The sequence below is a fragment of the Leucobacter denitrificans genome, from assembly GCF_014396385.1.
Taxonomy (GTDB): Bacteria; Actinomycetota; Actinomycetes; order Actinomycetales; family Microbacteriaceae; genus Leucobacter; species Leucobacter denitrificans.
Map to the genome: position 1 here is coordinate 1,113,540 of NZ_CP060716.1, position 24,236 is coordinate 1,137,775.

General features: G+C 56.8%; 22 protein-coding genes and 6 pseudogenes. 18 read left to right on the forward strand and 10 right to left on the reverse strand.

Annotated elements, in window-relative coordinates:
• The first annotated feature begins 10 nt into the window (after positions 1–10).
• The 4 genes and pseudogenes from H9L06_RS05355 to H9L06_RS11745 form a co-directional block, all read left to right on the forward strand.
• Complete coding sequence (locus H9L06_RS05355) at positions 11–1,021, forward strand: tyrosine-type recombinase/integrase (protein WP_223165220.1); 1,011 nt, start codon at positions 11–13, stop codon at positions 1,019–1,021.
• On the forward strand, positions 1,018–2,007 hold the full coding sequence (locus H9L06_RS05360) for a tyrosine-type recombinase/integrase (RefSeq protein WP_187556174.1): 990 nt from the start codon (positions 1,018–1,020) through the stop codon (positions 2,005–2,007). The genes H9L06_RS05355 and H9L06_RS05360 overlap by 4 nt, the downstream gene beginning before the upstream one ends.
• 188 nt (positions 2,008–2,195) lie before the next feature.
• On the forward strand, positions 2,196–2,381 hold the full coding sequence (locus H9L06_RS05365; RefSeq protein ID WP_343069268.1) for an ATP-binding protein: 186 nt from the start codon (positions 2,196–2,198) through the stop codon (positions 2,379–2,381).
• A gap of 141 nt (positions 2,382–2,522) precedes the next feature.
• A pseudogene (locus H9L06_RS11745) lies at positions 2,523–2,660 on the forward strand (IS110 family transposase); the annotation flags it as partial.
• 702 nt (positions 2,661–3,362) lie between these two features.
• Here the strand turns inward: H9L06_RS11745 and H9L06_RS05370 are convergent.
• The 3 genes from H9L06_RS05370 to H9L06_RS11955 are packed head-to-tail and all read right to left on the reverse strand — an operon-like array spanning position 3,363 to position 6,955.
• Entirely contained in the window at positions 3,363–4,610 is a 1,248-nt protein-coding gene (locus H9L06_RS05370) for a hypothetical protein (RefSeq protein WP_187556175.1), read from the reverse strand.
• A complete protein-coding gene (locus tag H9L06_RS05375) occupies positions 4,607–5,698 on the reverse strand; it encodes a glycosyltransferase (protein ID WP_246454515.1) in 1,092 nt (363 codons plus the stop codon). The genes H9L06_RS05370 and H9L06_RS05375 overlap by 4 nt, the downstream gene beginning before the upstream one ends.
• Before the next feature lie 3 nt (positions 5,699–5,701).
• Complete coding sequence (locus H9L06_RS11955) at positions 5,702–6,955, reverse strand: glycosyltransferase family 4 protein (protein WP_343069265.1); 1,254 nt, start codon at positions 6,953–6,955, stop codon at positions 5,702–5,704.
• Here H9L06_RS11955 and H9L06_RS05385 point away from each other — a divergent pair.
• Together H9L06_RS05385 and H9L06_RS05390 are read left to right on the forward strand one after the other, a co-directional pair.
• Positions 6,954–7,541, forward strand: a complete 588-nt coding sequence (locus H9L06_RS05385; protein ID WP_187556178.1) for a serine O-acetyltransferase — start codon at positions 6,954–6,956, stop codon at positions 7,539–7,541. The genes H9L06_RS11955 and H9L06_RS05385 overlap by 2 nt on opposite strands.
• A gap of 117 nt (positions 7,542–7,658) precedes the next feature.
• Positions 7,659–8,462: a WecB/TagA/CpsF family glycosyltransferase gene (locus H9L06_RS05390; protein WP_187556179.1), complete on the forward strand. Its 804-nt coding sequence runs from the start codon at positions 7,659–7,661 to the stop codon at positions 8,460–8,462.
• A gap of 325 nt (positions 8,463–8,787) precedes the next feature.
• Here the strand turns inward: H9L06_RS05390 and H9L06_RS05395 are convergent, their stop codons facing one another.
• On the reverse strand, positions 8,788–9,108 hold the full coding sequence (locus H9L06_RS05395) for a hypothetical protein (protein WP_187556180.1): 321 nt from the start codon (positions 9,106–9,108) through the stop codon (positions 8,788–8,790).
• 218 nt (positions 9,109–9,326) lie between these two features.
• Here H9L06_RS05395 and H9L06_RS05400 point away from each other — a divergent pair, with 218 nt between their 5' ends.
• From H9L06_RS05400 to H9L06_RS05410, 3 genes are all read left to right on the forward strand, one after another.
• A complete protein-coding gene (locus tag H9L06_RS05400) occupies positions 9,327–9,602 on the forward strand; it encodes a hypothetical protein (RefSeq protein ID WP_187556181.1) in 276 nt (91 codons plus the stop codon).
• A 25-nt stretch (positions 9,603–9,627) separates the two neighbouring features.
• A protein-coding gene (locus H9L06_RS05405) for an IS3 family transposase (RefSeq protein WP_187556182.1) occupies positions 9,628–10,799 on the forward strand; the annotation gives its coding sequence in 2 pieces (ribosomal slippage) (positions 9,628–9,904 and positions 9,904–10,799; 1,173 coding nt in all).
• 81 nt (positions 10,800–10,880) lie between these two features.
• Complete coding sequence (locus H9L06_RS05410; RefSeq protein ID WP_425490007.1) at positions 10,881–11,105, forward strand: hypothetical protein; 225 nt, start codon at positions 10,881–10,883, stop codon at positions 11,103–11,105.
• A 454-nt stretch (positions 11,106–11,559) separates the two neighbouring features.
• On the opposite strand, the pseudogene H9L06_RS05415 reads toward H9L06_RS05410, so the two are convergent.
• Positions 11,560–11,741, reverse strand: a pseudogene (locus H9L06_RS05415) (transposase); the annotation flags it as partial.
• Between the two features lie 73 nt (positions 11,742–11,814).
• Between H9L06_RS05415 and H9L06_RS05420 the strand changes: the two are divergent.
• The 4 genes and pseudogenes from H9L06_RS05420 (at position 11,815) to H9L06_RS11900 (ending at position 14,306) form a co-directional block, all read left to right on the forward strand.
• Positions 11,815–13,047, forward strand: a complete 1,233-nt coding sequence (locus H9L06_RS05420) for a tyrosine-type recombinase/integrase (protein ID WP_223165221.1) — start codon at positions 11,815–11,817, stop codon at positions 13,045–13,047.
• Positions 13,044–13,331, forward strand: a complete 288-nt coding sequence (locus H9L06_RS05425; protein WP_187556185.1) for a hypothetical protein — start codon at positions 13,044–13,046, stop codon at positions 13,329–13,331. Before H9L06_RS05420 ends, H9L06_RS05425 begins: the two co-directional genes overlap by 4 nt.
• Before the next feature lie 49 nt (positions 13,332–13,380).
• Positions 13,381–13,626 (forward strand): annotated as a pseudogene (locus H9L06_RS05430) (IS3 family transposase); the annotation flags it as partial.
• Between the two features lie 167 nt (positions 13,627–13,793).
• Positions 13,794–14,306, forward strand: coding sequence for an acyltransferase (locus H9L06_RS11900; protein WP_187556186.1), 513 nt, complete (start codon positions 13,794–13,796; stop codon positions 14,304–14,306).
• 650 nt (positions 14,307–14,956) lie between these two features.
• On the opposite strand, the gene H9L06_RS05440 is transcribed toward H9L06_RS11900, so the two are convergent.
• Together H9L06_RS05440 and H9L06_RS05445 are read right to left on the reverse strand one after the other, a co-directional pair.
• Complete coding sequence (locus H9L06_RS05440; RefSeq protein ID WP_187556187.1) at positions 14,957–15,412, reverse strand: hypothetical protein; 456 nt, start codon at positions 15,410–15,412, stop codon at positions 14,957–14,959.
• A 63-nt stretch (positions 15,413–15,475) separates the two neighbouring features.
• Positions 15,476–16,647, reverse strand: a protein-coding gene (locus H9L06_RS05445) for an IS3 family transposase (RefSeq protein WP_187556182.1) whose coding sequence is annotated in 2 segments (ribosomal slippage) — positions 15,476–16,371 and positions 16,371–16,647 — 1,173 coding nt in all. Because the reading frame shifts where the segments join, the coding sequence is not laid out codon by codon here.
• Between the two features lie 72 nt (positions 16,648–16,719).
• Here H9L06_RS05445 and H9L06_RS05450 point away from each other — a divergent pair.
• The 4 genes and pseudogenes from H9L06_RS05450 to H9L06_RS05465 form a co-directional block, all read left to right on the forward strand.
• Positions 16,720–17,280, forward strand: a pseudogene (locus H9L06_RS05450) (integrase core domain-containing protein); the annotation flags it as partial.
• 59 nt (positions 17,281–17,339) lie between these two features.
• Positions 17,340–17,624: pseudogene (locus H9L06_RS05455) on the forward strand (ATP-binding protein); the annotation flags it as partial.
• 50 nt (positions 17,625–17,674) lie between these two features.
• Positions 17,675–17,875, forward strand: a complete 201-nt coding sequence (locus tag H9L06_RS05460; RefSeq protein ID WP_223165222.1) for a hypothetical protein — start codon at positions 17,675–17,677, stop codon at positions 17,873–17,875.
• Positions 17,876–18,013: 138 nt separating this feature from the next.
• Positions 18,014–19,258 (forward strand): annotated as a pseudogene (locus H9L06_RS05465) (IS3 family transposase).
• A 159-nt stretch (positions 19,259–19,417) separates the two neighbouring features.
• Here H9L06_RS05465 and H9L06_RS05470 read toward each other — a convergent pair.
• The 3 genes from H9L06_RS05470 to H9L06_RS05480 are packed head-to-tail and all read right to left on the reverse strand — an operon-like array spanning position 19,418 to position 22,541.
• A complete protein-coding gene (locus H9L06_RS05470; protein WP_187556188.1) occupies positions 19,418–20,383 on the reverse strand; it encodes a hypothetical protein in 966 nt (321 codons plus the stop codon).
• The gene (locus H9L06_RS05475) at positions 20,383–21,069 is read right to left on the reverse strand and encodes an arsenate reductase/protein-tyrosine-phosphatase family protein (protein ID WP_187556189.1); all 687 of its coding nucleotides are present in this window, start codon (positions 21,067–21,069) and stop codon (positions 20,383–20,385) included. The genes H9L06_RS05470 and H9L06_RS05475 overlap by 1 nt, the downstream gene beginning before the upstream one ends.
• 5 nt (positions 21,070–21,074) lie before the next feature.
• Positions 21,075–22,541, reverse strand: a complete 1,467-nt coding sequence (locus H9L06_RS05480) for a tyrosine-protein kinase domain-containing protein (RefSeq protein ID WP_187556190.1) — start codon at positions 22,539–22,541, stop codon at positions 21,075–21,077.
• A gap of 255 nt (positions 22,542–22,796) precedes the next feature.
• On the opposite strand from H9L06_RS05480, the gene H9L06_RS05485 reads away from it, so the two are divergent.
• On the forward strand, positions 22,797–24,236 hold the full coding sequence (locus H9L06_RS05485) for a sugar transferase (RefSeq protein WP_187556191.1): 1,440 nt from the start codon (positions 22,797–22,799) through the stop codon (positions 24,234–24,236).

Below are 24,236 nucleotides of genomic sequence, written 5' to 3' on the forward strand. Positions count from 1 at the left end.
CTCTCCTTCAGTGAAGCGTTTCACTGTCTACAACAAGCATGACACTTCAGCGATCAGTGGCCCAGCCCTGGCCGGGGACGAAGCCATGAGCGCGTTGCAGGATGCCCTCACCGACTATCTGGAGTTGCGTCATAATCTCGGGTACAAGTTGGCCGATGCGGGCCGGCTACTTCCAAGGTTCGTGGCCTGGCTCGAGGAGACCGAGCAGGCCAGCATCACGATCCAGAACGCGTTGACCTGGTGTCAGTTGCCGGAGGTTCCGTCGGAAAGTGTGGTCTGGTCAGCCCGGATGACGGCCGTTCGTGGCTTCGCCCGCTATCTGTCGGGCATCGATCAGAATACCCAAGTCCCACCGACTGGGCTACTGCCATCACGGCAACGTTGGCGGGCCCCATTCGTCTTCACCGCTGAGGATATCGCGGCGCTCATGAGCCAGGCCGACACCTCGTTAGATCCCCGGCTGCCGGCGGCGACATACACCACCTTGATTGGGTTGCTGGCGACGACCGGCTTGCGAATCGGGGAGGCTATCCGATTAACCCGGATGGACGTGGATCTCGTTGGCAGCTCTCTATTGATTCGGGAATCGAAGTTTGGCAAGACCCGCCACGTTCCGGTCGAAGCCAGCACGGTCGCGGCGTTGCGTAGGTATGCACGGCAACGCGACAGGTTCCATCCGAAGCCAGCGACGAATAGTTTCTTCGTCACCATCACGGGGAAGACGTTGCTCTATCCGGTTGTGCAGAAAACATTCCGGGGTCTTTGTGTTGATGCGGGAATCGGTGTCGGCGTCGCGAAGCGTCCCCACCTCCACGCCTTTCGGCACACCTTCGCCGTGATGACGTTAGTCGGTTGGTACCAAAACGGTGTCGATGTTGATGCGCACCTGCCCTACCTGTCGACCTATCTGGGGCACCGGGACCCTCGTTTCACTTACTGGTATCTGTCGGCCGCACCCGAACTGTTGGCATTGGCCGCCGACCGTCTGCAACAGCGCAACGATGGGCGGGCGCAGTCATGAGCCAGATCGCACCGACCGTCCAAATGTTCTTCACTGATTACTTGGCCAAACAACGCCAGGCCAGCGTCCACACGATCTCCTCTTATCGGGATACCCTACGATTACTGTTCGCTTTCCTTACGCAACGCATTGGGAAGTCCCCGTCGGCCCTGGACTGGGACGACCTTGGCCATGACATCATCAGCGCATTCCTTGACCATCTCGAAACCGAGCGTGACAATAGCGCGCGAACCCGCAACACCCGACTCGGTGCCCTGCGTTCACTGTTCCGCTATGCCTCTCTGCAGCATCCTGAGCACGCCGAACTCATCGCCCGCGTGTTGGGGATTCCACCGAAACGATTTACCAAAGCAACCGTCTCCTACCTGACAGCGGTCGAAGTGGATGCGTTGTTAGCTGCACCAGATCTGACCCGTTGGGAAGGGCGCCGCGACCACGCCCTACTGATGCTCTGCATCCAGACCGGGCTGCGCGTATCAGAGCTGACTGGTCTGAATTGTGCCGACATCGCCACCGGCACCGGGGCCCACGTACGATGCCAAGGCAAGGGGCGCAAGGAACGTGCCGTCCCGTTGACCACCCCGACTGCGACGGTCTTGCATGAATGGTTGATCGAGCGAGCCGGCAGCCCCAGCGAACCTTTGTTTCCAACCCGGACCGGGCGACGGCTCAGCCGTGATGCCGTCGACCAACGACTGACCGTTCACAGAGTTGTCGCCTCCAAAAACTGTGCCACGTTGCAAACGAAAAGGCTCAGCCCTCACAGTTTGCGGCACACCACCGCGATGACGCTTTTGCAGGCCGGGGTCGACACCACCGTCATCGCGCTTTGGCTCGGTCACGCCGACACCCGCTCCACGAACGCGTACCTGCACGCCGACATGACTATCAAAGAACGAGCTCTCGCGCTCACCACTCCGGTCACGTCACGGGCCGGCCGATACCAACCAGCCGACACGCTCCTCGCGTTTCTTGAAGGGCTGTAATTATGTCGATAAGTTCTTTGGTGCCGTAGCTCCGCAGCCCTTGCAAGAGAAGGAGATTACCGTTGGCCCACTTGACATATCGGCATAATCACGGACTCGGCATAAGTCAATCTATGCGGATATCCGCATAGATTGACGAGCTGGGCTACTTGCCGATCGATGGGCAAGGGGCACGCCTGCTGTTCCGAGTGATTGCAGACGCGTACGAGAAACGCAGCATCATGTACACCTCAAATCTCGAGTTCTCGAGATGGGGGACCGTGTTCGGGGACGAGCAGATGGCGGCGGCGATTATCGACCGGACAGTTCACCACGGCCGCATGCTCAGGTTTAAAGGAGGGTCGTATCGGGTAGCCCACGCCACCATGAAATAAGCTCAGCAGCACCAAACAATCAGTAATTCAATAGCGGAAGACGTGCTCGATGAGCAGGCGTGCACAGATGGCTCAATTTGAGCCGCTCAGGTGGCTCAATTCTTGTGCGCACATGGCTCAACAAAATTTGACAAAACACAAGAAACCAAAGCATACGTCGAGAAAAGACTCGAAGAAGGCCGAAGTAAACGAGAGATCCGCCGCTGCATCAAACGCTATATCGCTCGGCATCTGTACCGCACTCTAAACACCACTCATGCGGCCCTAATCACCGCTTGACAAACATAGAAGCGTCTCACGTGCCAGCCAGCGGATGCTCGTTGCGTGGAATGACAGTTCTGCAAACCCCTCAGATCCGAGGTAGGCGTGGGAACCATTGCTGTCTTGAGAAGAAGTGTTCGTTACCCAGGCGCCTTCGAACCGAATTGCCGTGTCACCGTTCTCGTAGACTCCGAACCCAGCCGCCGTCATCGCTACGGTTCGCGGCTGCGTTGTAGAGCTTTCTTTCCAAGAAGGGGATTCTTGCAACTCGAACGACGCAGCCCTTTTAGAGTTTGCGGAAGACCCATCCGAGAACTCGGTGAGTGTGCCTTCTGGATCATTCAGTACATCGGTTGGATATTCTTCCGGAGTTGGGATTGTATTAGGTGTACTCGGACGCGTCTCGGAAAATTCTGATCGTGGTGCCTCTTGTGGAATCATGACGCCCCGGTCGAGGCCAGCCTCCAGTGGAAAAACCATCATCACATTGACGAGGAAAATGAAGAAAGCGAAACTAGCCCGACTGGGTAAGGAATCGAGCCGTCTCATCGGTGTTCTTGCTTCCCCTGGGAGACCCGATTAGGTACTACTAATCATATTCGCCAAATAAGCTTGAGCGCCATTGAGTTTTGTTGATCCGCAGCCTCTAGCAGCTTCGTGAAGTGAAAAATTGAAGCTGCAAACATCAGTCAATGCTGCCAATCTGATAGAGGTCGAAACTTAGATTTCGGAAATAGTAGGTGCAATTCTCCAAAGGACCACTCCGTAGGCTATTAGTGAAACGAATCGAGTGCATATCGTAGCGAGAATAATTCCAAAGGGGCCGAGTAGCGTGAAAAAAATAGCATTCAATGTCAAATTGGTTACTAACGTCAGGAGTGAGAACCAGAGTAAGAGGCGTTGCCTGCGAGCGATGATCAGTAGACGAGATGCCGACATAATGATGATTGATGCAGGCAATGAAAGGAGTAACACGATCGCCCAGGAGGCACTTGTTCTCCACAAATCGGGGAGCGGTAGCAACATGGCACAAAGGAGTGCTGAAGCCCCAATCGCGGATAATACGGCCGCTGTGATGCCGAGGAAGAACAGATCTTTTCGGAGCAACTTCTTCGCATCCACACGGGATAACTGAGGCAGCCTGCTCCAACGACCGACCCGCCGGACGAGGAAACCGTAATTTAGGAACTGGAGCGCTGCATAGTAGAGCTTGTCCGCAAGCTCATAGGTGGAGACTGACCCGATCGGTGCGTTGGAAAGAAACACGCGGTCGATCACAGGGGCACCCTGTGAGGTCGCAGCAGAAAGCGATTGCCATATCATTCCCTTCGTTAGCAGTTCTCCGGACTGAACTGCATCATAACGACGCAGAATAGTGCTTCGTCGACGCACGAGAAAAAGGTAACGAGAAAGTTCACCAATGATAAAAGCAAAGGGAAGAACGAGAAGCGGTACTTCTCGCCATACAAGGATGACAATTGCCGGAATGGCAGTTCGGAGGACTTGTAACCCTATCGAGTAGGCTGAATCCCCGACTGCTATCAGGATTCCGGACTCGGTCGCTGAAAAAATACCGATTAGTGGTACTACGGTCATCGAGCCGCATAGTAAGAGAAACTGCCAGGACGGAACACTGCCCCAGGAGTAGAAAACAGTAAGAAGTACGGAGATGATCCCGACTGCATAGAACCCGTAACTTCTCACGCGACGGCGATAGCCGTTCACGCTCGAGCGAGGAGGCATTTTAGTGTCGCGGAGGCTGCGTCCAAGTTCACTTACTGTATTCAGCTCGATTGCGCTACCAACTATGGCAGTCAATGATGTGACGATTGAAAATGCCAAGAGAACCTGATCACTTTCACGTGGGGAAAATGCCCACGTGAGAATGAAAGGGAGTGTGAATCCCGGTACCATAGCTGCGATAGCTGCGATAGCCGTTCGGAAGTCTGAGCGGCGTGCGGTGCTCAAGATCTACTTGCCTGTCGCGAAGCACTCGACTTAGCTTCAACGAGTGCTTCGCGGAGCAGCATTCCGCTGGATTCTGCTGAAAAACGATGCAACCAAGGAAGAATTCGTTCGTCAGGTTTAATTGCTTCTGCGGCAAGCACAGCCCGTGAATAATCCTCGATCGAGTCGGAAACGGCTAGTTGACCGGTGAGGCCTGGAATAATTGCGTCGCATACGCCGAGGGCACGCGACGAAGCGACCGATGGGAAGCCAGCGGCCGCTGATTCGACCAAGACGTTAGCGAAGCCTTCAAGCTGTGATGTGACGAGCACTATCGCGTTCGTTGGCGCAACCTCGAACCACCGTTCAATCCAGCCATGAAATACAATCTCGATTCCTGGCGATGTGGAGGCTCTGAGGCTAGCCTCCGCTTTACCAGAGCCGAAAAAGTGCACGCGTGTTTCTCGTCCAGTAATTTCTCTGCAATGCTGGGCTACTGCAACGGCAAGGCTTGGACGTTTGCTCGAAGTGAGCCTGCCAGGCACAGCTATTTCTAATGTTACGTCGGCAGAGATGGCTGACGTTTGGCTGGAGGATCGAGGCAGCGTTGAGGTGATCTTCGCGATTGCTGGATTGGGAATAACCCACATTCGGTCCGCATTGATACCGAACATGGCTTCAGCCTCCGCCGCTGTGGGGTGGGAGATGGCGATATAGCCATCGGCACGTCGATACCAGAATTTAGCAAGAAATATTTCGATCCACTTGTTATTGCGAACTCTCCGGGCTGCTCGCTCCATAGTGCGGCCGCTAATCACGACGGCGGGTGGGTGCCGGAGTAAACGTGTCGATATTATTGCTAGAAGGTTCCAATAAGGTCCGAGGGCGAGTATCGTGTCGAACTTACTCTTCTTCACCTGGGAACGAAGCGACAGTACCCTTTCTCCGAACCAGCGACCAGGGACATGTTCGCTTTGGGAATTAGCGTTTGCGTGAGTGGTAAAGAAGGTGACTTCGTCGCCTTTGTCTCTCAAGTAGGTACCCCACTGGGACGCAACGAATTCAGCACCCCCTCCGTGCAGTGACGGAACTAAAATTGCCACATGCATTTGTTATTTCTCCCCGTTTGTTAGGTTCCATAAACGAGAAACGGTGAAGGAGGCGCTTTGACGATGCACCGAATTCACGATCGCGTCCCTGTCGAAGGAGTCGATCTTTTCGAAGAGCCCGGCTAGATCCTGCGGGTCTCTAGTCTTGGAGATTCTTCCGTTTACCTCGCTTTTGATAGCTTTGTCGGGGTCTGCTTCTGCCGTTGCAATGACCGGTAGGGCGCTTCCCATCGCTTCATACATTACTCGTGGGGAGCCTTCGAAGTGTGAAGTCATGAGTAATGCATCGGCAGTACGCATATGATTGCCTACTTCCTCACGGGAGCAAGCACCGAGAAGCTTAACCCGGTGCTGAAGGTTACGAGCAGCGATCATTTGTTGAAGATCTGCGCGGAGTGTGCCGTCTCCGATGACTAGATATCTCCATTGTTGAGGGGAATCGCTGTTACGACGTTCTAAGGCGTCGAAGACTTCTATTGCTAATAGAGGATCTTTTGGATTCTCTAGCCTCCCAACCCAAAGCGCAGTGAGTACCGGCGACTGGATTCTTCTGTCGTGGCTAGACCCTGGAAAGTACACTCGCTCGTTATACCAAGTTCGCATCTGTTCCACCGGGTATCCGCGGAGGCGGTAGTCCTCCGCGCTAGTTTTATTGAACACGACCGTGAGATCTGCATTCTGCAAAACTATGCGTTCAAGCATGGCGTGCAGACGAGGTGCTCGCCGCCAGAAGCTATCGCTATTCTTTGCGAGGGCCTCCTTTGTGTTGGTATGCACGAAGAATATGCGCCTACGTGCTGGGAACCAACGCGTAATTAGAAATGGTTCGATCCGGTGTAGTTGTAGAACGCTGTCGCGAGTTGATGTCTTGAGGAGCGCACGGACAAGGGGGAAAAGCAAACGAACCGAATGTGGGATGCGTCGGTTCTGATCTCCTGGGTTAGCTCGAGAAATTGGAATGAAATCAACCTGTGCCGGGTAGCCGCCCAAAGGGGTCATGCGGCGCAATGGGCGAGTTCGGCTGACTCCAAGTAGGAGGATTCGCTCCTGCTCGGGTGCCAAGGTGAGCATGTCGCGGATGCAGGTGTCGACACCCCCTGGCGCCGGATTCTCAGGGTCAAACTGATGTATTATGATTCGGGAGTAGCCTCCGATGCGTTTCACATCAACGACTATATCCGACTTAACTTCTGAGGTGAGCGCGTCGATCTGACAGTGACTTGCGGTATTCTGGTTCGAAGCATTGCAGGGAGACATGGAAAAGGTGGAAATGAGTTGGACAAGACCACTACTCCCTGCACACCAGCGTATTTTTACGCGAGCAGACCTGAAGCGATTCCTGTCTGAAGACCTGCGAGCGCATGGCTACAGTAGGTGGGGATTTCACCTACGCCTCGTGCGGCCGCAACTTCACTATCAACGGCTTTTGCGTAGAACTGAATATTGGCAGGTTCAAGACGGGATTGTGGCAAGAGTTCTCTATGTTTATTGGAGAGTTCTTTTAGCTCGCCAGTCGCAACGTTTGGGGCTGTCGATCCCGCCGGGGGTCTTTGGCCCGGGCCTGAGTGTTGCTCATTACGGCTCGATCGTTGTTAATGATAAGGCTCGTTTTGGGGCGAACTGTCGCTTGCATGTGAATACGAGTATAGGTGAGAGGCATGGCATCGCACCACAGGGTGGAGATGATGTTTACGTTGCTCCAGGAGCAGTCCTCTACGGAGATATCCGAATTGGTAGTGGTGCAGTGATTGGCGCAAATGCAGTTGTACGGGCTGATGTGCCTGGGAATGTCACGGTTGCTGGTGTACCCGCTAAGGTCATCGCCGACCGGAACGGCACGTGAGGGTGGTGTGTTTAGCTTCAACTACGAACTACATAAGTAGTTACGATATTACTACCGCTCGGCTCCCGCGCTGTGCTTGGGCGAGGATGCTAAGCGGTTCCTTAGAAAGTGTGGAGAATGCTTGATAATCATGCGCTACCTATCGTGCTGGAGCCCCACGAGGGAAGGCTGACAATTCTTGGAACCCCCATTTTTCAGGGGAAACAGGAAGATCTACTGGAGGCTATAGAACGGCTTTTGGAAACTGGGCAGCCCGAGTTGGTAATCACGCCAAACGTCGATCAGCTAATTGAGCTCCAGACAAATAGAGCACTTCAGTTGGCGTATAGTTCTGCTTCATTGCTCCTGGCTGATGGTAGCCCTATCGTTGCTCTGGCTAGGAGAATGGGCTTTCGTTCGATCGAACGTAATACAGGGGCAGACTTGTTGCCGTTCTTGGCCGAAAACGCGTCCCACAGGTTGTGGAAGATAGGAATTGCTGGCGGGAGGGCAGGTGTCGCAGAACGCGCTGCCGACCGACTGAATCATGTTGCACTGGGGACAGTAGTCGCCATCGACTTTCCGAAAGTCGATGTTGGAGAAAATCGAGCACAACGGACGGTAGAAATTGCTTTAGACCGGCTCAATGACTCGGGAGCGAATATATTCTTTCTCTGCTTGGGTTCACCTAAGCAAGAGATATGGTATCTGGAGAATCGGGATAAGTTGCCGCCGGGGGTGTACGTCGGCGCTGGGGCTGCAGTCGATTTTGCTGCGGGTGTGGTTGTTCGAGCCCCCGTGGCTTTACAGAAGGTTGGCGGCGAATGGCTATGGAGGCTGTTCCAGGAGCCACGACGGCTATTTCATCGTTACCTCATCCGTGGTCCTCGATTCGTTTATCTCGCTATTCGTTCACTCAAAGGGGCAGGGAAGCCTGTATAAGGTCGTCTGATGTAGTGGTGAGCTGGCGCGCTAATTTGCCCAGCAACATAAGCGTTGCCACGTGGTGAAAGCGGTGAGTTCATTTCAGGCGGTGTAAGCGCGATAGGTCTTCCCACTTGGTCAGAGTATGCCAGATCGCAGTGATCATTGAGTGATGCATCGCGACGAGTGCTCTCATTAGCCCTCGCCGGGCTACGAGCCGCAGGTACGGTTCTGAAAGAACGACCTGTTCTTCCTCACTGCTGCTATTGCGGTGATCTTGAGAGCACCTTTCGAGTGCGCATTCCCAAGTCGCACCTGAGCTGACCGGTTTAGCGCCCACCCCTCATCGGCCGAGTTTTGCGAGGAATTCAGCGATTTCGTCTGGCACACTTGCAGGTATCTCGTGTTCTTCTCCGTCGATCATCAACACCCCGCCCTTCACCGGCGCGAGTAGCTGCGCGGGCTTCTTAACCGAAACCCCGATCGCCTCTTGCACATGCAGTGACAGAGCGATCGCCGCGAACACGACCGTCAAGTGCGCCTCGATCTTTTCCCGCACCCGATAATAGATCGGACGTGCTTTCAGGTCAGACTTTGCCATCCGAAACGACGCCTCCATGTTGAAGAGCTGATGGTACGCATCGATCACGGTCTCAGCGCTCACCTCGGTGAGGCTTGTGACCTACCCCTTGATATCAGCCCGCTGCCTTGCAGACACGACAAGCTGCTCATCGTTGCTTTAGTCTGCACCTGCGATCTTTAAGAACCTTGGGTTTACGCTTGAAGACTCGATCTCATTGTTCGGATCGTTCGACAAGGCGGGGTTGAACTCGACCGCTGTGATGGCATCCATGTCGAAGGGCCTTGTCATGCTCACAAAAGATGGCGAGGAGCCCAACTCGGCGTTCAAGCGGGTTCACAGACGAGCTGCAAGGCTTTGTCGACACTGGCGATACTGTCGCAGCGCTCGATCTTGCAGCGCAGATCTTCGGTGCCCGTCGTGCTTCGCGGTTCGTGGGAGCGCTGCAAGCCGGTGTGATTAGCATGGACGAGCTCAAGGGCGCTCACGGGACCATAGGTGACACGATCTTAGGCGTGTGCGAAGAGATGATGGGTCTGCTGAGGCTTTGGTTGAGTCCAAGACCGCTTCGCTCGTGAGGGCGTAGCTGGAAGGATGATGATCATGCCGATGAAGTACAGCGAGGAGTTCAAACGTGACGCTGTCGCGCTTGTGGAGTCCGGTATCGCGCAGAAAACCGTGTGTAAGGACCTCGGGGTCTCGAAGTCCGCGCTCGGCGCGTGGGTGCAAGATTCCAGGTTCAAAACTTATGGAATGTCCCCGTCGAAGGATCCTGACGAGCAACGCGAGATGCGTCAAGCGTTGAAGCGTATCCGCGAGCTCGAGATGGAGAACGAAGTGCTGCGTCGTGCGGCAGCATATCTGTCACAGGTGCACATCACGCCCCCAAAATAGTGTTCCCGCTCGTCCGTGAGATGGCTGCGGCCGGTGCCCGTGTCAGGGTGCCGGTCGCGGTGGCGTGCCGGGTGTTGGGGTTCAGTGAGCAGGCGTACTACCAGTGGCTCGCCTCGCCACGTTCAACTCGTGAGATCGAGGAGGAACACTTGATCGGCGTGCTGCATGAACTCCACGAAGAAGACCCTGAGGGCGGGTATCGGGTGCTCGCTGATGATCTCCATGACCTCGGCTATCAAATTTCGGAGCGGCGGGTATGGCGGCTGTGCAAAATCGCTGGCATTCAGTCGGTGATTACCAAACGTAAGCGCCGCTATCAGCAGGCCGGAGCACCAGTGGGTGACGATCTCGTGGAGCGTGATTTCACCGCCGAATATCTTGATGAGAAATGGTTGACGGACCTTACGGAGCATTGGACGAGTGAGGGCAAGCTGTACTTGTGCGCGATCAAGGACGTCTGCTCGAACAAGATTGTCGGGTATGCAATCGACAAGCGGATGAAAGCGTCGCTGGCGGTTCGAGCGTTGGAGAATGCGCTGATGCAGCGCGGCTACCCCCAGGGTGTTGTGGTGCACTCAGGTCGCGGAAGTCAATTTCGTAGCCGGAAGTTTCAGCAGGCTCTGAAGCGGCACAAACTCAAAGGCTCGATGGGAAGAGTGGGCGCATGTGGTGATAATGCCGCCATGGAAAGTTTCTTTAGTTTGTTGCAGAAGAACGTGCTTGATCGGCAATCGTGGCGTACTCGGCAAGAGTTGCGGCTCGCGATTGTGTCATGGATCGAGGGGAAATATCACCGCAAACGCAGGCAGCGCAGGCTCGGGAAGCTGACACCGGTCGAGTTCGAGGCCATAATGATGGATGCCGTCGCTTTGGCGGCATAAACCCCGGACTCAACTGAACCTTCAGCAGACCCGTTTGACCCCTGCACGTGGGCTGACCGGCGGGTCGACAAAGTCGGCAACGTGGACGTGGTGGGCGTGAAATATTATGTCGGTGACGCATACAGCGGGCAGCGAGTGCACGTGGGGCTGCGGGCGTTCACGCTCGAGGTGCGCACCCTTGCTGGGGAGCAGATCGCCACGCATACGCGCGTGTATGGCAGCCAAGCCGCGACCGTCCATCAGCCACAGCAGTTGCTCGCGGGGCTGATTCGTAAGCCCGCCGCGTTCCTCAATTCGGCCCTGTAACGCGCCCTCCCGGAACTGTTGCGGGAGAGGCTGTCGCACGCGAGCCCGTATGAACGACGGCGGCTACTGCTCCTGCTGGAACGTGCGAATGAACTTGATGGGTTTGATACCGCCGTCACAGTGCTCACCGAGATCGTCTCGTCAGAGCGCCCGGTCGATGCGGGCGAGATCGAAATGGGTAGGCATCGGTATCGTCAAACCTTTTTCCTGAAGTCGAAGTAGTGAGACGCTTCTATGTTTGTCAAGCTGTGCTTATTGCTGCATGAGTGGTGTTGAGCATGCGGTACAGGTGGCGGGCGATGTAGCGTTTGATGCAGCGGCGGATCTCTCGTTTACTTCGGCCTTCTTCGAGTCTTTTCTCGACGTATGTTTTAGTTTCTGCATGATAAGTCATTCGCGACATGGTCAAGTCCCGTGGAGTGGTGTAACGAACTCTCTTTAAGAAATGGTTGAGTTACGCGCTTAACGCGAGGGGCGGCTCCGTCATCACCTCCCCAGTATCGTCTGCACGAGGGTGAGGCGGCAGCGGGCGAGGACCTCGAGACCGAGGTAGCGGCGTCCTTCTGCCCACTCATCAGACTGCTCTGCGAGCACCGCGCCCACGAGGCGGATGATCGCGGCCCGGTTCGGGAAGATGAACCGTCCAAGGTTTTCTGCCGCCTATCTGGAACGCAAACGCGCCACCTGTGAACGCAAGACCGTGTCGACGATGGCAACGAGACTGAAACATTTCGGGGTGTTCCTCACCGAACAAGACCCGGCCCTGACCTCAGTCAAGGATGTGGACCGGCGCCGCCACATCGAACCGTTTCTTGCATCGCTTGTCGACACCCTCAGCGAGAAAGACGGCCAGCTCATCAGTATTGGTGACCGGAACCGTCGCGTTGTTGCAGTCTCAACATTCCTCACTGACATCACCGAATGGGGGTGGGATGCTGCCCCAACCCGGAAGGTGATCTTTCGAGACGATATTCCCAAACTACCAAGGCTGCTGCCCCGCTACCTACCCATCGATGCTGACCGGCGTCTCACCGCGGCGCTCACCGATCACCCCGATAACCCGCTCAGCGCACGAGCGCTACGCCTGCAACGAGCGTGCGGGCTCCGAATCGGGGAACTGCTCGACTTGGAACTAGATTGTGTGCACGAGATAGAAGGGAATGGGGCTTGGTTGAAAGTTCCGCTCGGGAAACTTGCCACCGAACGTATGGTCCCGCTCGACGAGGACACGCTCGCGATAATTGATGAGATCATCAAGCTGCGTTCGCATGGCAGGCCGCTCCCGCATCCTCGGTATCGCAGACCTGCACTGTTCTTGTTCACCAGCCACGGCCGGCGCCTCGCCCAGCAAGCGATCCGGCATGAGTTGAACCATGCAGCCGAAATTGCGGGCATCGAGCATGTCACTTCTCATCAGCTGCGCCACACTTACGCGACCGCGCTGGTGAACGCTGGTGTTTCCCTCCAAGCACTGATGGCGCTGCTTGGGCATGCCAGCGCTGAAATGAGTCTGCGTTACGGGCGCTTGTTCGATTCCACTGTCCGAACTGAATACGAGCGTGCACTTGACCTTGCCAAACAGCACATTCCCGCAACCGACAACACCGTGTTCTCTGGTGAGCATCGTCAAATACCCCTCACCGTTATCACCGGGGGTAAGAACTGGCAAGAGACTCCGCTGTTGAAGTCGAAAATGGCTGGCGGGTTTTGCTTACGCGCTCCAGCCCAGGGTGCCTGCACATATGCGAATATTTGTGAGCATTGCCCGTCTTACCGATCTGAGCCATCGTCCCTTCCCATCCTTGCCGCTCAACGCGTCGATGCCCAGGCCCTTGCCCGGGACGCCCAACAGCGCGGATGGATCGATGAGGTCGAACGCCACAATAAGCTCATCGCCCGACTCGACACACTTATTGCTGACACGGAGGCAAAATCAGTATGACGAACACCAGTTTGTGGCAGGTCGAGCGTGTATGCGTTGAGTTGTCCCGAGACAGCAGGCGGGTCACGTTCACAGCAATCGCAAAACTCACCGGTATCGCACGTTCAACGCTCTACCGAAACCCCACGCTCCACGCCATGATTGCGCATTACCGAAGCAACACCCCGGACCCGGGAATGACCGCTCTCACAGATGAACTCGTCACGCTCCGCGCGACCGTCGAAACACTCGCGAAGACCGTTCAAAATCACGAAACAATGATCCGACAAATCGCGCGCAACTGACAAGTGTTAACTGGCTAATGCACTACCCCGAGCCCGATTAGCCGGATAATGCTGGGATAACGCGGTCGCTGAGTCGTTTTTCGCTTCGTTAAAGAAGGAGCGCTGGTATCGGCAGGCTGCCCCAGCGACGCGGGCCCGAGCACGCCTCGAGGCGGCTGATTACATCGAGGTGTTTTACAACCGGTCGCGTCTGCACTCGACGCTCGGCTATCGGGCGCCGGCGACGGTGATGGGGGTGTTCTTTGACCGGAAGCCCATGGTCAGTGAGGAAGAGATTGACCGTCGTGCTGCGTAGCTCACAGGTTTGCACTGAAGAATCAAAATCATAGTGTTCTAACGTCTACAGAACTTGACACAGACCACACTTGTCTACAAAACAGTGACACAGCCCAGGGTTCCGGTGTGATTAGGTTGTCCAGGAAGACGCACTTCCTCGCCTTCACATAGCTATAATGTCGGAGTATGTGCAAGTCCATATTTCGTAGAGTCGCTGACCGGCTTGACCTTCTGCGCCTTGGCAAGGAAAACTACGCGCGCAAGCATGGGGTCACCATCGGCAAGGGCTGCCGCATCTACACCAACCTGGTCACCTCTGAGCCATGGATGATCTCGGTTGGTGACCGTGTGACTATCAGCACTGCATGCCACCTCATCACTCATGACGGCTCAGGGTGGCTGGTGAGCGATGAGCGCGGTCGGCGCTACAAGTACGCCCCGATTCGAATCGGTTCCAATGTATTCATCGGAGCAGGAGTGACGATCCTCCCGGGCGTCACTATTGGCGACAATGTTGTAGTGGGCGCGGGGTCTGTCGTCACAAAGGACGTACCATCAAGGACGATTTCGGCGGGCGTGCCCGCACGTCAAATTGGCACATGGGAGTCATTCACTGAGAAAGTGCTCTCCTGGCCGTCCGAGTCCGATAAGCGTGGAAAAACATACCGCGAGCGCGTTGACTCAGTAGCGTCAGATTAGACAATCTGATCGAGGCTCGTCATCCGTGCGTTATGCGCTGCGGCCGTGTAAGCGTGAGCGGAGACCTGTCGTCCATACTGATACTCAGCCTCCCAAAAAGATCCACAAGCGTGAGATGCCCACCCTTCTGACCCATGTCGCAGATGGCGTAGAGCGTGCCACGGATGCCGCGAGCAGTCGCATATCGGACGACTGCCGTCTGTGAAGCAACCCGGCTTCAGGGCTAATCGTGAAAACCCCGTCCGAGTACTGTGCGACCGCGATACGGTCGATTAAGAACTACACCGGGTCGCTCCCCGCCTGTGCGGTGCGAATCAGGACACGCCTGATAGCTGACGATGGCAGTGGCGCTGTGTCGGGTCCGATGCCTGGTCGGTCGTTATCGTCGCCCGTCGAGGCCTTCTTCGATTATTCGGTTCATCAGACCGGTATCGACGGCCGCTTCAGGTCGCCCATCTTAGGCTAAGATCACGAGTGTACCGCCTGTCCGCGGGAAGACCGTTGCACTTTCTGCGAGCATCGGGATCGCGAGAATTCCGCCGAACATTTTCGCTAGAAAATCGGACATGCCCTTCCACGCTGAGTTCCATACCGATGAGACCGCTGCGAGCGTGACCCGGATCGTGATGGTGACCAAGTTCAGGGCATCCTTAATCGGATTCTCGATCCAACTCGTCAGGGCATCTGACACGAATTTTCCGATGGGCCGCCCAAATCTCGTTCCACCACGTCGCGAAACCCTCAAGCCCACCCTCGATCCAGCTTATGAATCCGTCCCGGATCTCTGTCACGAATGCGACGACCTGGTCCCAACTCATGACGAGTGCCACGATCGCGGCGACCAGCGCGACGATGCCGAGGTTGATCCACCTCACCGGGTTCGCGAGAAGCACGAACGTAAACGCCCAGATCGAGGCAGTCCAGGCAGCGATTGCAGCCACGATAGTACCGCCGAAGACGGCTGCAACGACCCCAATGACCTCAGTATTCTCACCAACCCACACACCGAGGTCCTGCAGGAACGGAAGCGTGGCCGCGAGGCCTTCACCCACGGCCCCGAATACGGCGGTCACGACTGGTTCGATCGCGACCAATGCGGTGTTCATCGTGAGCTGCCGCTGCTCCCTGAAGTCCATCGGGTCTGCTGAAGGTTCAGTTGAGTCCGGGGTTTATGCCGCCAAAGCGACGGCATCCATCATTATGGCCTCGAACTCGACCGGTGTCAGCTTCCCGAGCCTGCGCTGCCTGCGTTTGCGGTGATATTTCCCCTCGATCCATGACACAATCGCGAGCCGCAACTCTTGCCGAGTACGCCACGATTGCCGATCAAGCACGTTCTTCTGCAACAAACTAAAGAAACTTTCCATGGCGGCATTATCACCACATGCGCCCACTCTTCCCATCGAGCCTTTGAGTTTGTGCCGCTTCAGAGCCTGCTGAAACTTCCGGCTACGAAATTGACTTCCGCGACCTGAGTGCACCACAACACCCTGGGGGTAGCCGCGCTGCATCAGCGCATTCTCCAACGCTCGAACCGCCAGCGACGCTTTCATCCGCTTGTCGATTGCATACCCGACAATCTTGTTCGAGCAGACGTCCTTGATCGCGCACAAGTACAGCTTGCCCTCACTCGTCCAATGCTCCGTAAGGTCCGTCAACCATTTCTCATCAAGATATTCGGCGGTGAAATCACGCTCCACGAGATCGTCACCCACTGGTGCTCCGGCCTGCTGATAGCGGCGCTTACGTTTGGTAATCACCGACTGAATGCCAGCGATTTTGCACAGCCGCCATACCCGCCGCTCCGAAATTTGATAGCCGAGGTCATGGAGATCATCAGCGAGCACCCGATACCCGCCCTCAGGGTCTTCTTCGTGGAGTTCATGCAGCACGCCGATCAAGTGTTCCTCCTCGATCTCACGAGTTGAACGTGGCGAGGCGAGCCACTGGTAGTACGCCTGCTCACTGAACCCCAACACCCGGCACGCCACCGCGACCGGCACCCTGACACGGGCACCGGCCGCAGCCATCTCACGGACGAGCGGGAACACTATTTTGGGGGCGTGATGTGCACCTGTGACAGATATGCTGCCGCACGACGCAGCACTTCGTTCTCCATCTCGAGCTCGCGGATACGCTTCAACGCTTGACGCATCTCGCGTTGCTCGTCAGGATCCTTCGACGGGGACATTCCATAAGTTTTGAACCTGGAATCTTGCACCCACGCGCCGAGCGCGGACTTCGAGACCCCGAGGTCCTTACACACGGTTTTCTGCGCGATACCGGACTCCACAAGCGCGACAGCGTCACGTTTGAACTCCTCGCTGTACTTCATCGGCATGATCATCATCCTTCCAGCTACGCCCTCACGAGCGAAGCGGTCTTGGACTCAACCAAAGCCTCAGCAGACCCGCGGAAGCGGGTGGGGTCATCAACTGCTGACGCCCCCAAGGCGGCTGCGCCGGGCGTGGTGTGGGCGGTTGATTTCCAATTTGATGTCGATGAGCGCGGCAAAGCGATCAAGATCTGCTCCATCGTGGATGAGCACACCCGCGTGTGTTTGGGTGGTCTTGTGGAGCGGTCGATCACCGCAGAGCGATTCATCGAGCATCTCGAGGAACTCGTCGCTGAGCATGGGGCACCGATGATGCTGCGAAGTGACAACGGGCCGGAGTTCATCTCGGATGCCGTTGCAGACTGGGCTGGCACGAGAACCGGGTTGTCGTACATCCCGCCCGGTCAGCCCTGGCGAAACGGATACGTTGAGTCGTTCAACTCGAGGCTCCGCGACGAGTGTCTGAACATCAACAGCTTCTACTCGCTGCTCCATGCACGGGTCGTGATCAGCGACTGGAAGCACGAGTACAACCACGAGCGCCGACATTCCTCGCTGGGGTACCTGGCCCCGGTCGAGTACGCTCGATCCTGCACCCACACGTTCGAAGAAACCGACTCGCATACTGAGCGGACCTAACTACGGGGGCGGCCCACTCTCACAACTGCAAATACTCATCTATGCGGATATCCGCATAGATCGACGAGCTCGGGTATCTCCCGCTCCTCGGCGAGGCCGCGTCGGCGCTGTTCCAAGTCATCAACCAGCGCTACCTCAAAACTTCGATCGTGATCACCACGAATCGTCCCGTCGGGGCATGAGGCGAGATCCTCGGCGACACCACTGTCGCCGCCGCGATGCTCGACCGTCACCTCCACCGCTCCGTCGTCGTCACCCTCGACGGAGCCTCGTACCGGCTACGACAGCACGCAACTGTTGCAAACGAACTCCGCCGCGCCACAACCGGCACCAACTTGCGCTAATCTAGCCACGCGACCTGGGGAATAAAGTTGAGCAACTCTGGGGAACTTCAGTGAGCACCATCACGCTTTCCGAAGCGTCGGCTAAACAGTCCGGGCCTGAGTATTGGGCTGCGGCGCTCCCTGACCGAGTTGCTGCCGACTCGATCGTGAACCGTCTCGCGACGAACGCGCGAACGATCACTCTCGAGCAGGTCGATATGCGCCGCCAGCGTGGCATCGAGGCACGAAACGCGGACGGCTACTGGGAATAGCTGCTGAATGGGTGGGTGGCGGACAGCCAATTCGACTGTCCGTGACCCACTCGGCAGAACGGTGCTACCGGCTGCGCAGACCAGTGAAGCGCCCTGGTTCTATTGGAGACTCCATACTTTTGGAAAGAGAATGGAACCATGGCCCAACACAAAAACAAAGGACGACGCTACTCGGCTGAAGAGAAAGCCGCTGCGGTCAGGATGGTGCGCACTCTCCGCGCTGAGCTCGGCACAAGCCAAGGAACAGCGACGCGCGTCGCTGACCAGCTCGGTTACGGGGTTGAATCAGTGCGTGCACCTGGGTGCGTCAAGCCGACATCGATGACGGCGTTCAAGCCGGTGTCACGACCGATGACCAGACCCGGATGCGTGAACTTGAGCAAGAGAACCGTGAGCTCAAGCGTGCGAATGAAATCTTAAAGCGGGCCGCGTCTTTCTTCGGGGCGGAGCTCGACCGCCAACACAAGATGTAGTGGATTTCATCAATCGCAACAAGGATGACATTGTGGCTGGTCGTCGTCTGGGGGTCGAGCGCATTTGCAGCGCGCTGCAGGTGGCCCCGTCGACGTATTACGCCGCCAACGGCAGGCCGGCCTCAGCGCGTCAGGTGCGAGATGCGGAGCTTGCTCCGCTGCTACTCGAAATCTGGGAATCGAACTACTCGGTCTATGGGGTGCGCAAGCTCTGGAAAGCAGCGAAGCGAGCCGGTATCAATATTGGCCGAGACCAGGTGGGCAGGCTCATGAAAGTCCTCGAGATCGAGGGAGTACGACGTGAGAAACGAGTAAAGACCACCAAGCCCGACCCGGTGTCTGTGCGACATCCTGACCTCGTGAATCGGGTGTTCTCAGCGGACGGTTGTGGGTGACGGATCTGACGTTCGTGCCAACCTGGAAGGGTGTCGCCTACGTGTGCTTCATCATCGACGTATTCGACCGCGCGATTGTCGGATGGCGGTGTGCATCAACCATGAAGACCGAGACCGTGCTCGACGCGATCGAAATGGCTCGCTGGTCACGAGGCAAGAAGCTCCCCGAACTTCGATGCCATTCCGATGCAGGGTCTCAATTCACATCCATCCGTTACGGAGAACGCCTCGCCGAGATCGGGGCAACGCCCTCGATCGGGACGGTTGGCGATAGCTACGATAACGCTCTGGCCGAGTCCGTGAATGGGTATTACAAGGCTGAGCTCGTGCGCGGGCCTGCGAAAAAGGGGCCTTGGAAAACGATTGATGACCTTGAACTCGCGACGCTGGGTTGGGTGCACTGGCACAACACCGAGCGCCTGCACGGATACCTCGGCGACGTGCCGCCTGCAGAGTTCGAAGCGGCATTCTATGCTGGGATCACCAGCGCCAAAGAACTGGTCGAACTCAAATGAGCTGAGTCTCTAAGAAACCCAGGGCGCTTCAGGCGCGCGCGTCCGCTCATGTTTCGGGTACTTGCCGTTTTGGCAACTGCTGCGGTTGCTGTAACAGGGCTGGTGAACCTTGACCGGAAAACCCCGGTTGAAGCGAACCAAACCATTGAAGCCCACGCCCTAACCCCAGCTCCCTCCGAGGTCTCCGGATCGCAAGAAGGCATCCCCCGCCCACAGATACAGCGATGACGAGTCACCAGAGACGGCAAGGTTTCCACCGCCGGCTCCCCCGACGTCAGCGCACCCACCAGGCGAGCTCGCAGCTGCACCGTCGAAGGTGCGGGTGCGCACTCCAGAGCACTCGGCCTCACCGACGCTCGCAACGACGAACGACTGGGGTGTCACACCGACGGCCGAAGCGTTCGGCACGGCCACGGGAGCAGACCAGCTCGCGCCTGAGTCATACGTGACGCTGACGGTAGCGTCGGGGCACAGCACGATCGCTCGCTCGGCCGCAGAGGCGAGCCCAACAGCGGCGCAGGCAACGGTCTGCGCACCAGCTGGCGTCATCACTGAAGAAGCATTAGATGGATCGATGTACCAAGCAGGCGCCCCTTCTTCGAGGCCCCAGTCGATACCGCCGATGAACGACCAGGCGGTCGCGGGCTGGCATTCGGCGTTCATACCTACGAGACGGTCAATGGTCGGCTCAGCAGCACCGAGTTGCAACAACTGCGTGAACCCAACCCCAGCCAGCGACCCCTGCTGCCAGTTCGCACCGCTATCGGTCGAAACTTCGAGGACCCCGGCAGCGTCACACGATCCAACGGAAGCGCGCAGCAGATGCCCCTCAGAAGCAGAAGCTGCAAGTAGCCGCTGCATCGCAGGCGCAACGAAGTCCGGTTCGGGCTCTGGCTCCGGCTCCTCAACCTCAGTAGGCTCCTCTACTTCAGGAGTCGGCTCGGGCGTCACAATTACAGAACCGTCAGGAATTGTCCCGGCGTTCGGGTTATCGACGCGCAGGTGCATCATCGCGAGCACGACCGCAATGATGGTGCCCACGGCGAGCACGGCGAGCAGCGCGTACCCGGCCCACCGCGGTAGCGGTGTGCGGTTGCGACCGTAGCCCCACGATGACTTCGCCACTATGCCTTCCCGCCAGATTCGCCAGAATCGCCCGAAGAACTAGAACCAGCACCATAGTCAGACCAACCCGACACCGCAGCCCGAAACAGCTGCACAATCGAGTTCACGGCCGGGGTGATCTCCCCCGCGCTGCGGACATAGATCTCATCGCTCTGTTTGTACGGGTCAATAACGTCAAGCTCCAGCGGATCCTCCGGCGCGGGCACAGTCCCACGCAACTGCGCGACAACCTCAACGGCGTCGCGCATGCGCCCCTCGGCAAGCTCGGATTCAGAAGCACCAAGTTCACCCCGGGTCACGGCCCGCGCGAGGCGAGCGAACTCCCGCAGAGTGAACACCTTCCGGCTCGCACGCGGAACAAGCTCAACAATCGCAGAGCGATGCTCCCGGCTCAAAGCAAGCACCAGATCAGCCTCACGAATAAACTGCTCGGTGATCTGACGGGCGCGGTGACCCCCAAAACCGTCAAGACCAAGCTCAGCAGCGATGTCCTGGTTCTCGGTCGTCATCCCGTGGTCGACGAGCGCCTGCGTTCCGGCGCTGTGCACGATGGCGGGCAGCCCGTGGAGTCCTTTCCGCAGCATCACCTCTGAGAGTGGTGAGCGGCAGATGTTCCCGGTGCACACGGTGAGGATCGTGAACGGCCCCTCGGCACGTTCCTCCTCGAACAGTGAAAACAACGACATCGTGGTTACGCTCTTTCTGCTCCCCGCCCTCGGCGAACCCCAGCCTGGAGTATCTTCAGGCTGTCGGTGTCGCTGAGCTGCGCTTCTTGAGCTTCAGCGTACCCGCCGTATGCGCCATATGCACCATAGCTGTAGCTGTCGGGCCCCTTTGTGGGCAGCATTGTGACGATCACGCCGAGCAGTTTCGCCCCTGCAGCGCCCAAGCTTCGCACGGCACCGTGCAGTTCTTGCTTGCGGGTTTGGCCTGAGGCGGCGACGAGCAGCGCACCGTTTGTGAACTTGCTCACAACAGCAGCATCGGTGACGAGCAGCAGTGGCGGCGCGTCAATAAGGATGAAGTCGAAGTGCTCCTTCACCGAGTTCAACAGCTCGTCCATCGACTTCGACCCCAAGAGCTCGCTAGGGTTCGGCGGTACCTTGCCCGCAGGAAGTAGATAGAGCTGACCGCGGCCCCAGCGCTGCATGACGTCAACAAGTTCTGCCTGATTGATGAGCACGTTCGTGAGGCCCGCACCGCCCTCAATACCCATGTACTCGGCAACCTTGGGCTTGCGCAGATCGCCGTCGATAAGCAGCACTCTGGCCCCGGTCTCCGAGAGCGCGATCGCAAGGTTCGCGGTCGTCGTCGACTTACCCTCCGACGCACCGGCTGAAGTAACAACGAAGCTTCGCGCCTTCTCATTCTCTTCGTGCACGGCAAGAAACTGCAGATTGGTGCGAAGCGTTCTAAATGACTCGGCGCGTGACGACCGTGGATCAGCATGAACAACAAGAGGCCGAGACTTTGCCTCGGGGTCATACGTGATACCTCCGAGCATTGGCGCTTCGGTGATCTGCTCGATGTCGTGAGAAGAGTGGATCCTGGTGTCGAGAGTCGAGCGCAATACGGCCTGACCGACTCCAAGCGCCAATCCGAGCAGTGCCCCGAGTGCAAGGTTGAGCTTCAGGTTCGGACTCGTTGGCGAAGATGGCACAAGCGCAGGTTGCACAGTGCTGAGGGATACCAAACTTGGTTCTTCCTCACCGTCTCCAGCCTCAAGCTCACCCTCCACGACCGCAGAAAGGCTTGCGCCAATTGCGTTTGCGATCTTCGCCGTGCGCTCGGCGTCCTGGCCGACTACAGAAATGTTGATAAGTGATTGGTTCACGGGCGCAGTCGCAGTTACATCTGCAGCAAGCTGGGTGGCCGTGCGTTCAAGACCAAGCTCTTTAACGACGGGTCCCAGCACGCTTTCTGTGCCCACAATCCCCGCATACGTTGCAACACTTTGCCGCGCAAGGTTTGATCCCTGAGCAAGATCTCCGATCGCACTACTTTCGCCTCGTGCAGACACATATAACTGCGTCGTCGCCTCGTACTTGGGAGGGATAGAAAGCGATATTCCTGCGGCTGCGATGACTCCAAGCAGGGTGAGTGCGACGATCGAAATCCAATACTTATGCAGGATCCGCAGGTAGTCGCGCAATTCCACGTGGTCTCCCCATTTCAGACTGTGTAGTAGATGCGTCTCGAGTTCTTGGTTGTGCCACCAAAAAATCAAATACTTCTCAATACTATGTCAGCGACGCTCTTTTTCTAATCTGCACGAACTTTTCGAACTAATCTCCTCATTCGCTCTATGGCGTATTTATTTTTGGGATAGTCTATGAATCGTCTGTCGCGAAGATAGCGCAAGACATAGGGGGCGCATACGCGCGAAAAGTTTTGAGAAGGTGACTCGTCAATCTTGGAGACCAGATCTCTCGCGTGGCAGCGTCGCTATCGATCAAAGCTGATTGCCACCGATATTTGTGTCGTAGTCTTCTCAGTATTTCTGGCTCAGGTACTTCGATACGGAGTTCGTGAGGAAGATCTTGACGTAGCCGTCATCGGCGATTCCTCGTTTGCCATTAGATACACAGTGGTCTCAGCAGCGCTCATCCTTGGGTGGCTTCTTGCGCTCGCTGCAGTTGCATCTCGCGACCGCACCATCGTCGGTGTAGGAGTCGATGAATACAAGAGGGTGATCGTTGCAACACTCGCGACGTTTGGAACACTTGCCGTACTCGCCTACCTGCTGCGCTCGCAGGTAGGTCGCGGGTACGTTCTCGTCGCACTTCCATTAGGGTTCCTGCTTCTCCTACTGGGCAGATGGCTATGGCGCAAGAGGCTCCACTACCAACGGCGTTTCCAAAGGAACATGCACCGCACAATCGTTGTCGGTGAGCAAAGCAAGTGCCTCCACGTCGCCAAGGAAATCTCTCGTAGCCATTTCGCCGGGTTCGGTCTTCTAGGTGCGATCACACACGCGACCGAAGATAAAGAACTTCTTCCCGGCCTACCGGTACTTGGTCACTATGACGAGCTCGTGGAAATGGTGGATCGTCACAATGTCGACACGCTAATCATGACGAGTGCTGATTCGATAAGCCCGCACCGGCTGAGACGCATCGGCTGGGAGTTGGAGTCGCGCGGTGTCGAACTTATAGTTGCGGCAGCGCTTACCGACATAGCCGGCCCTCGCATTCATACTCGACCAGTTGCTGGGTTGCCACTCATCCATGTCGACTATCCGACGTTTTCCGGCGGAAAACATTTTGCGAAGCGTGCCTCGGACATAATGTCTTCGAGTTTTCTAATCATCGTGCTTAGCCCCCTGTTGCTTGCTATATGGGCCATGATTCGTATTGATAGTCCTGGGTCAGCAATCTTCAACCAAGAACGTGTGGGGATTGGTGGGAAACCCTTCAGAATGCACAAGTTCCGCTCCATGGTGACTGATGCCGAACAACAGCTCACTGGATTGCTAGACCAGTCAAACGGGAACGGGGTCCTTTTCAAATTGAAGGACGACCCCCGGGTGACGCAAATCGGCAAGTTCATCCGAAAGTACAGTATCGATGAGTTGCCTCAACTATTTAACGTTCTGAAAGGCCAGATGTCACTTGTCGGACCACGGCCTCCACTCCCTAGAGAGGTTGAGCGATATGAGACGTGGGTCTCACGAAGGTTGCTAGTCAAGCCCGGTATTACCGGCCTTTGGCAAGTAAGCGGGAGAAGCGACCTTTCCTGGGATGACAGTGTCCGCCTCGATTTGTACTATGTCGAGAATTGGTCGTTAACAGGCGATCTCATCATCCTTTGGCGAACAGTTAAGACCGTGATTAGCCCAGAGGGCGCCTATTAG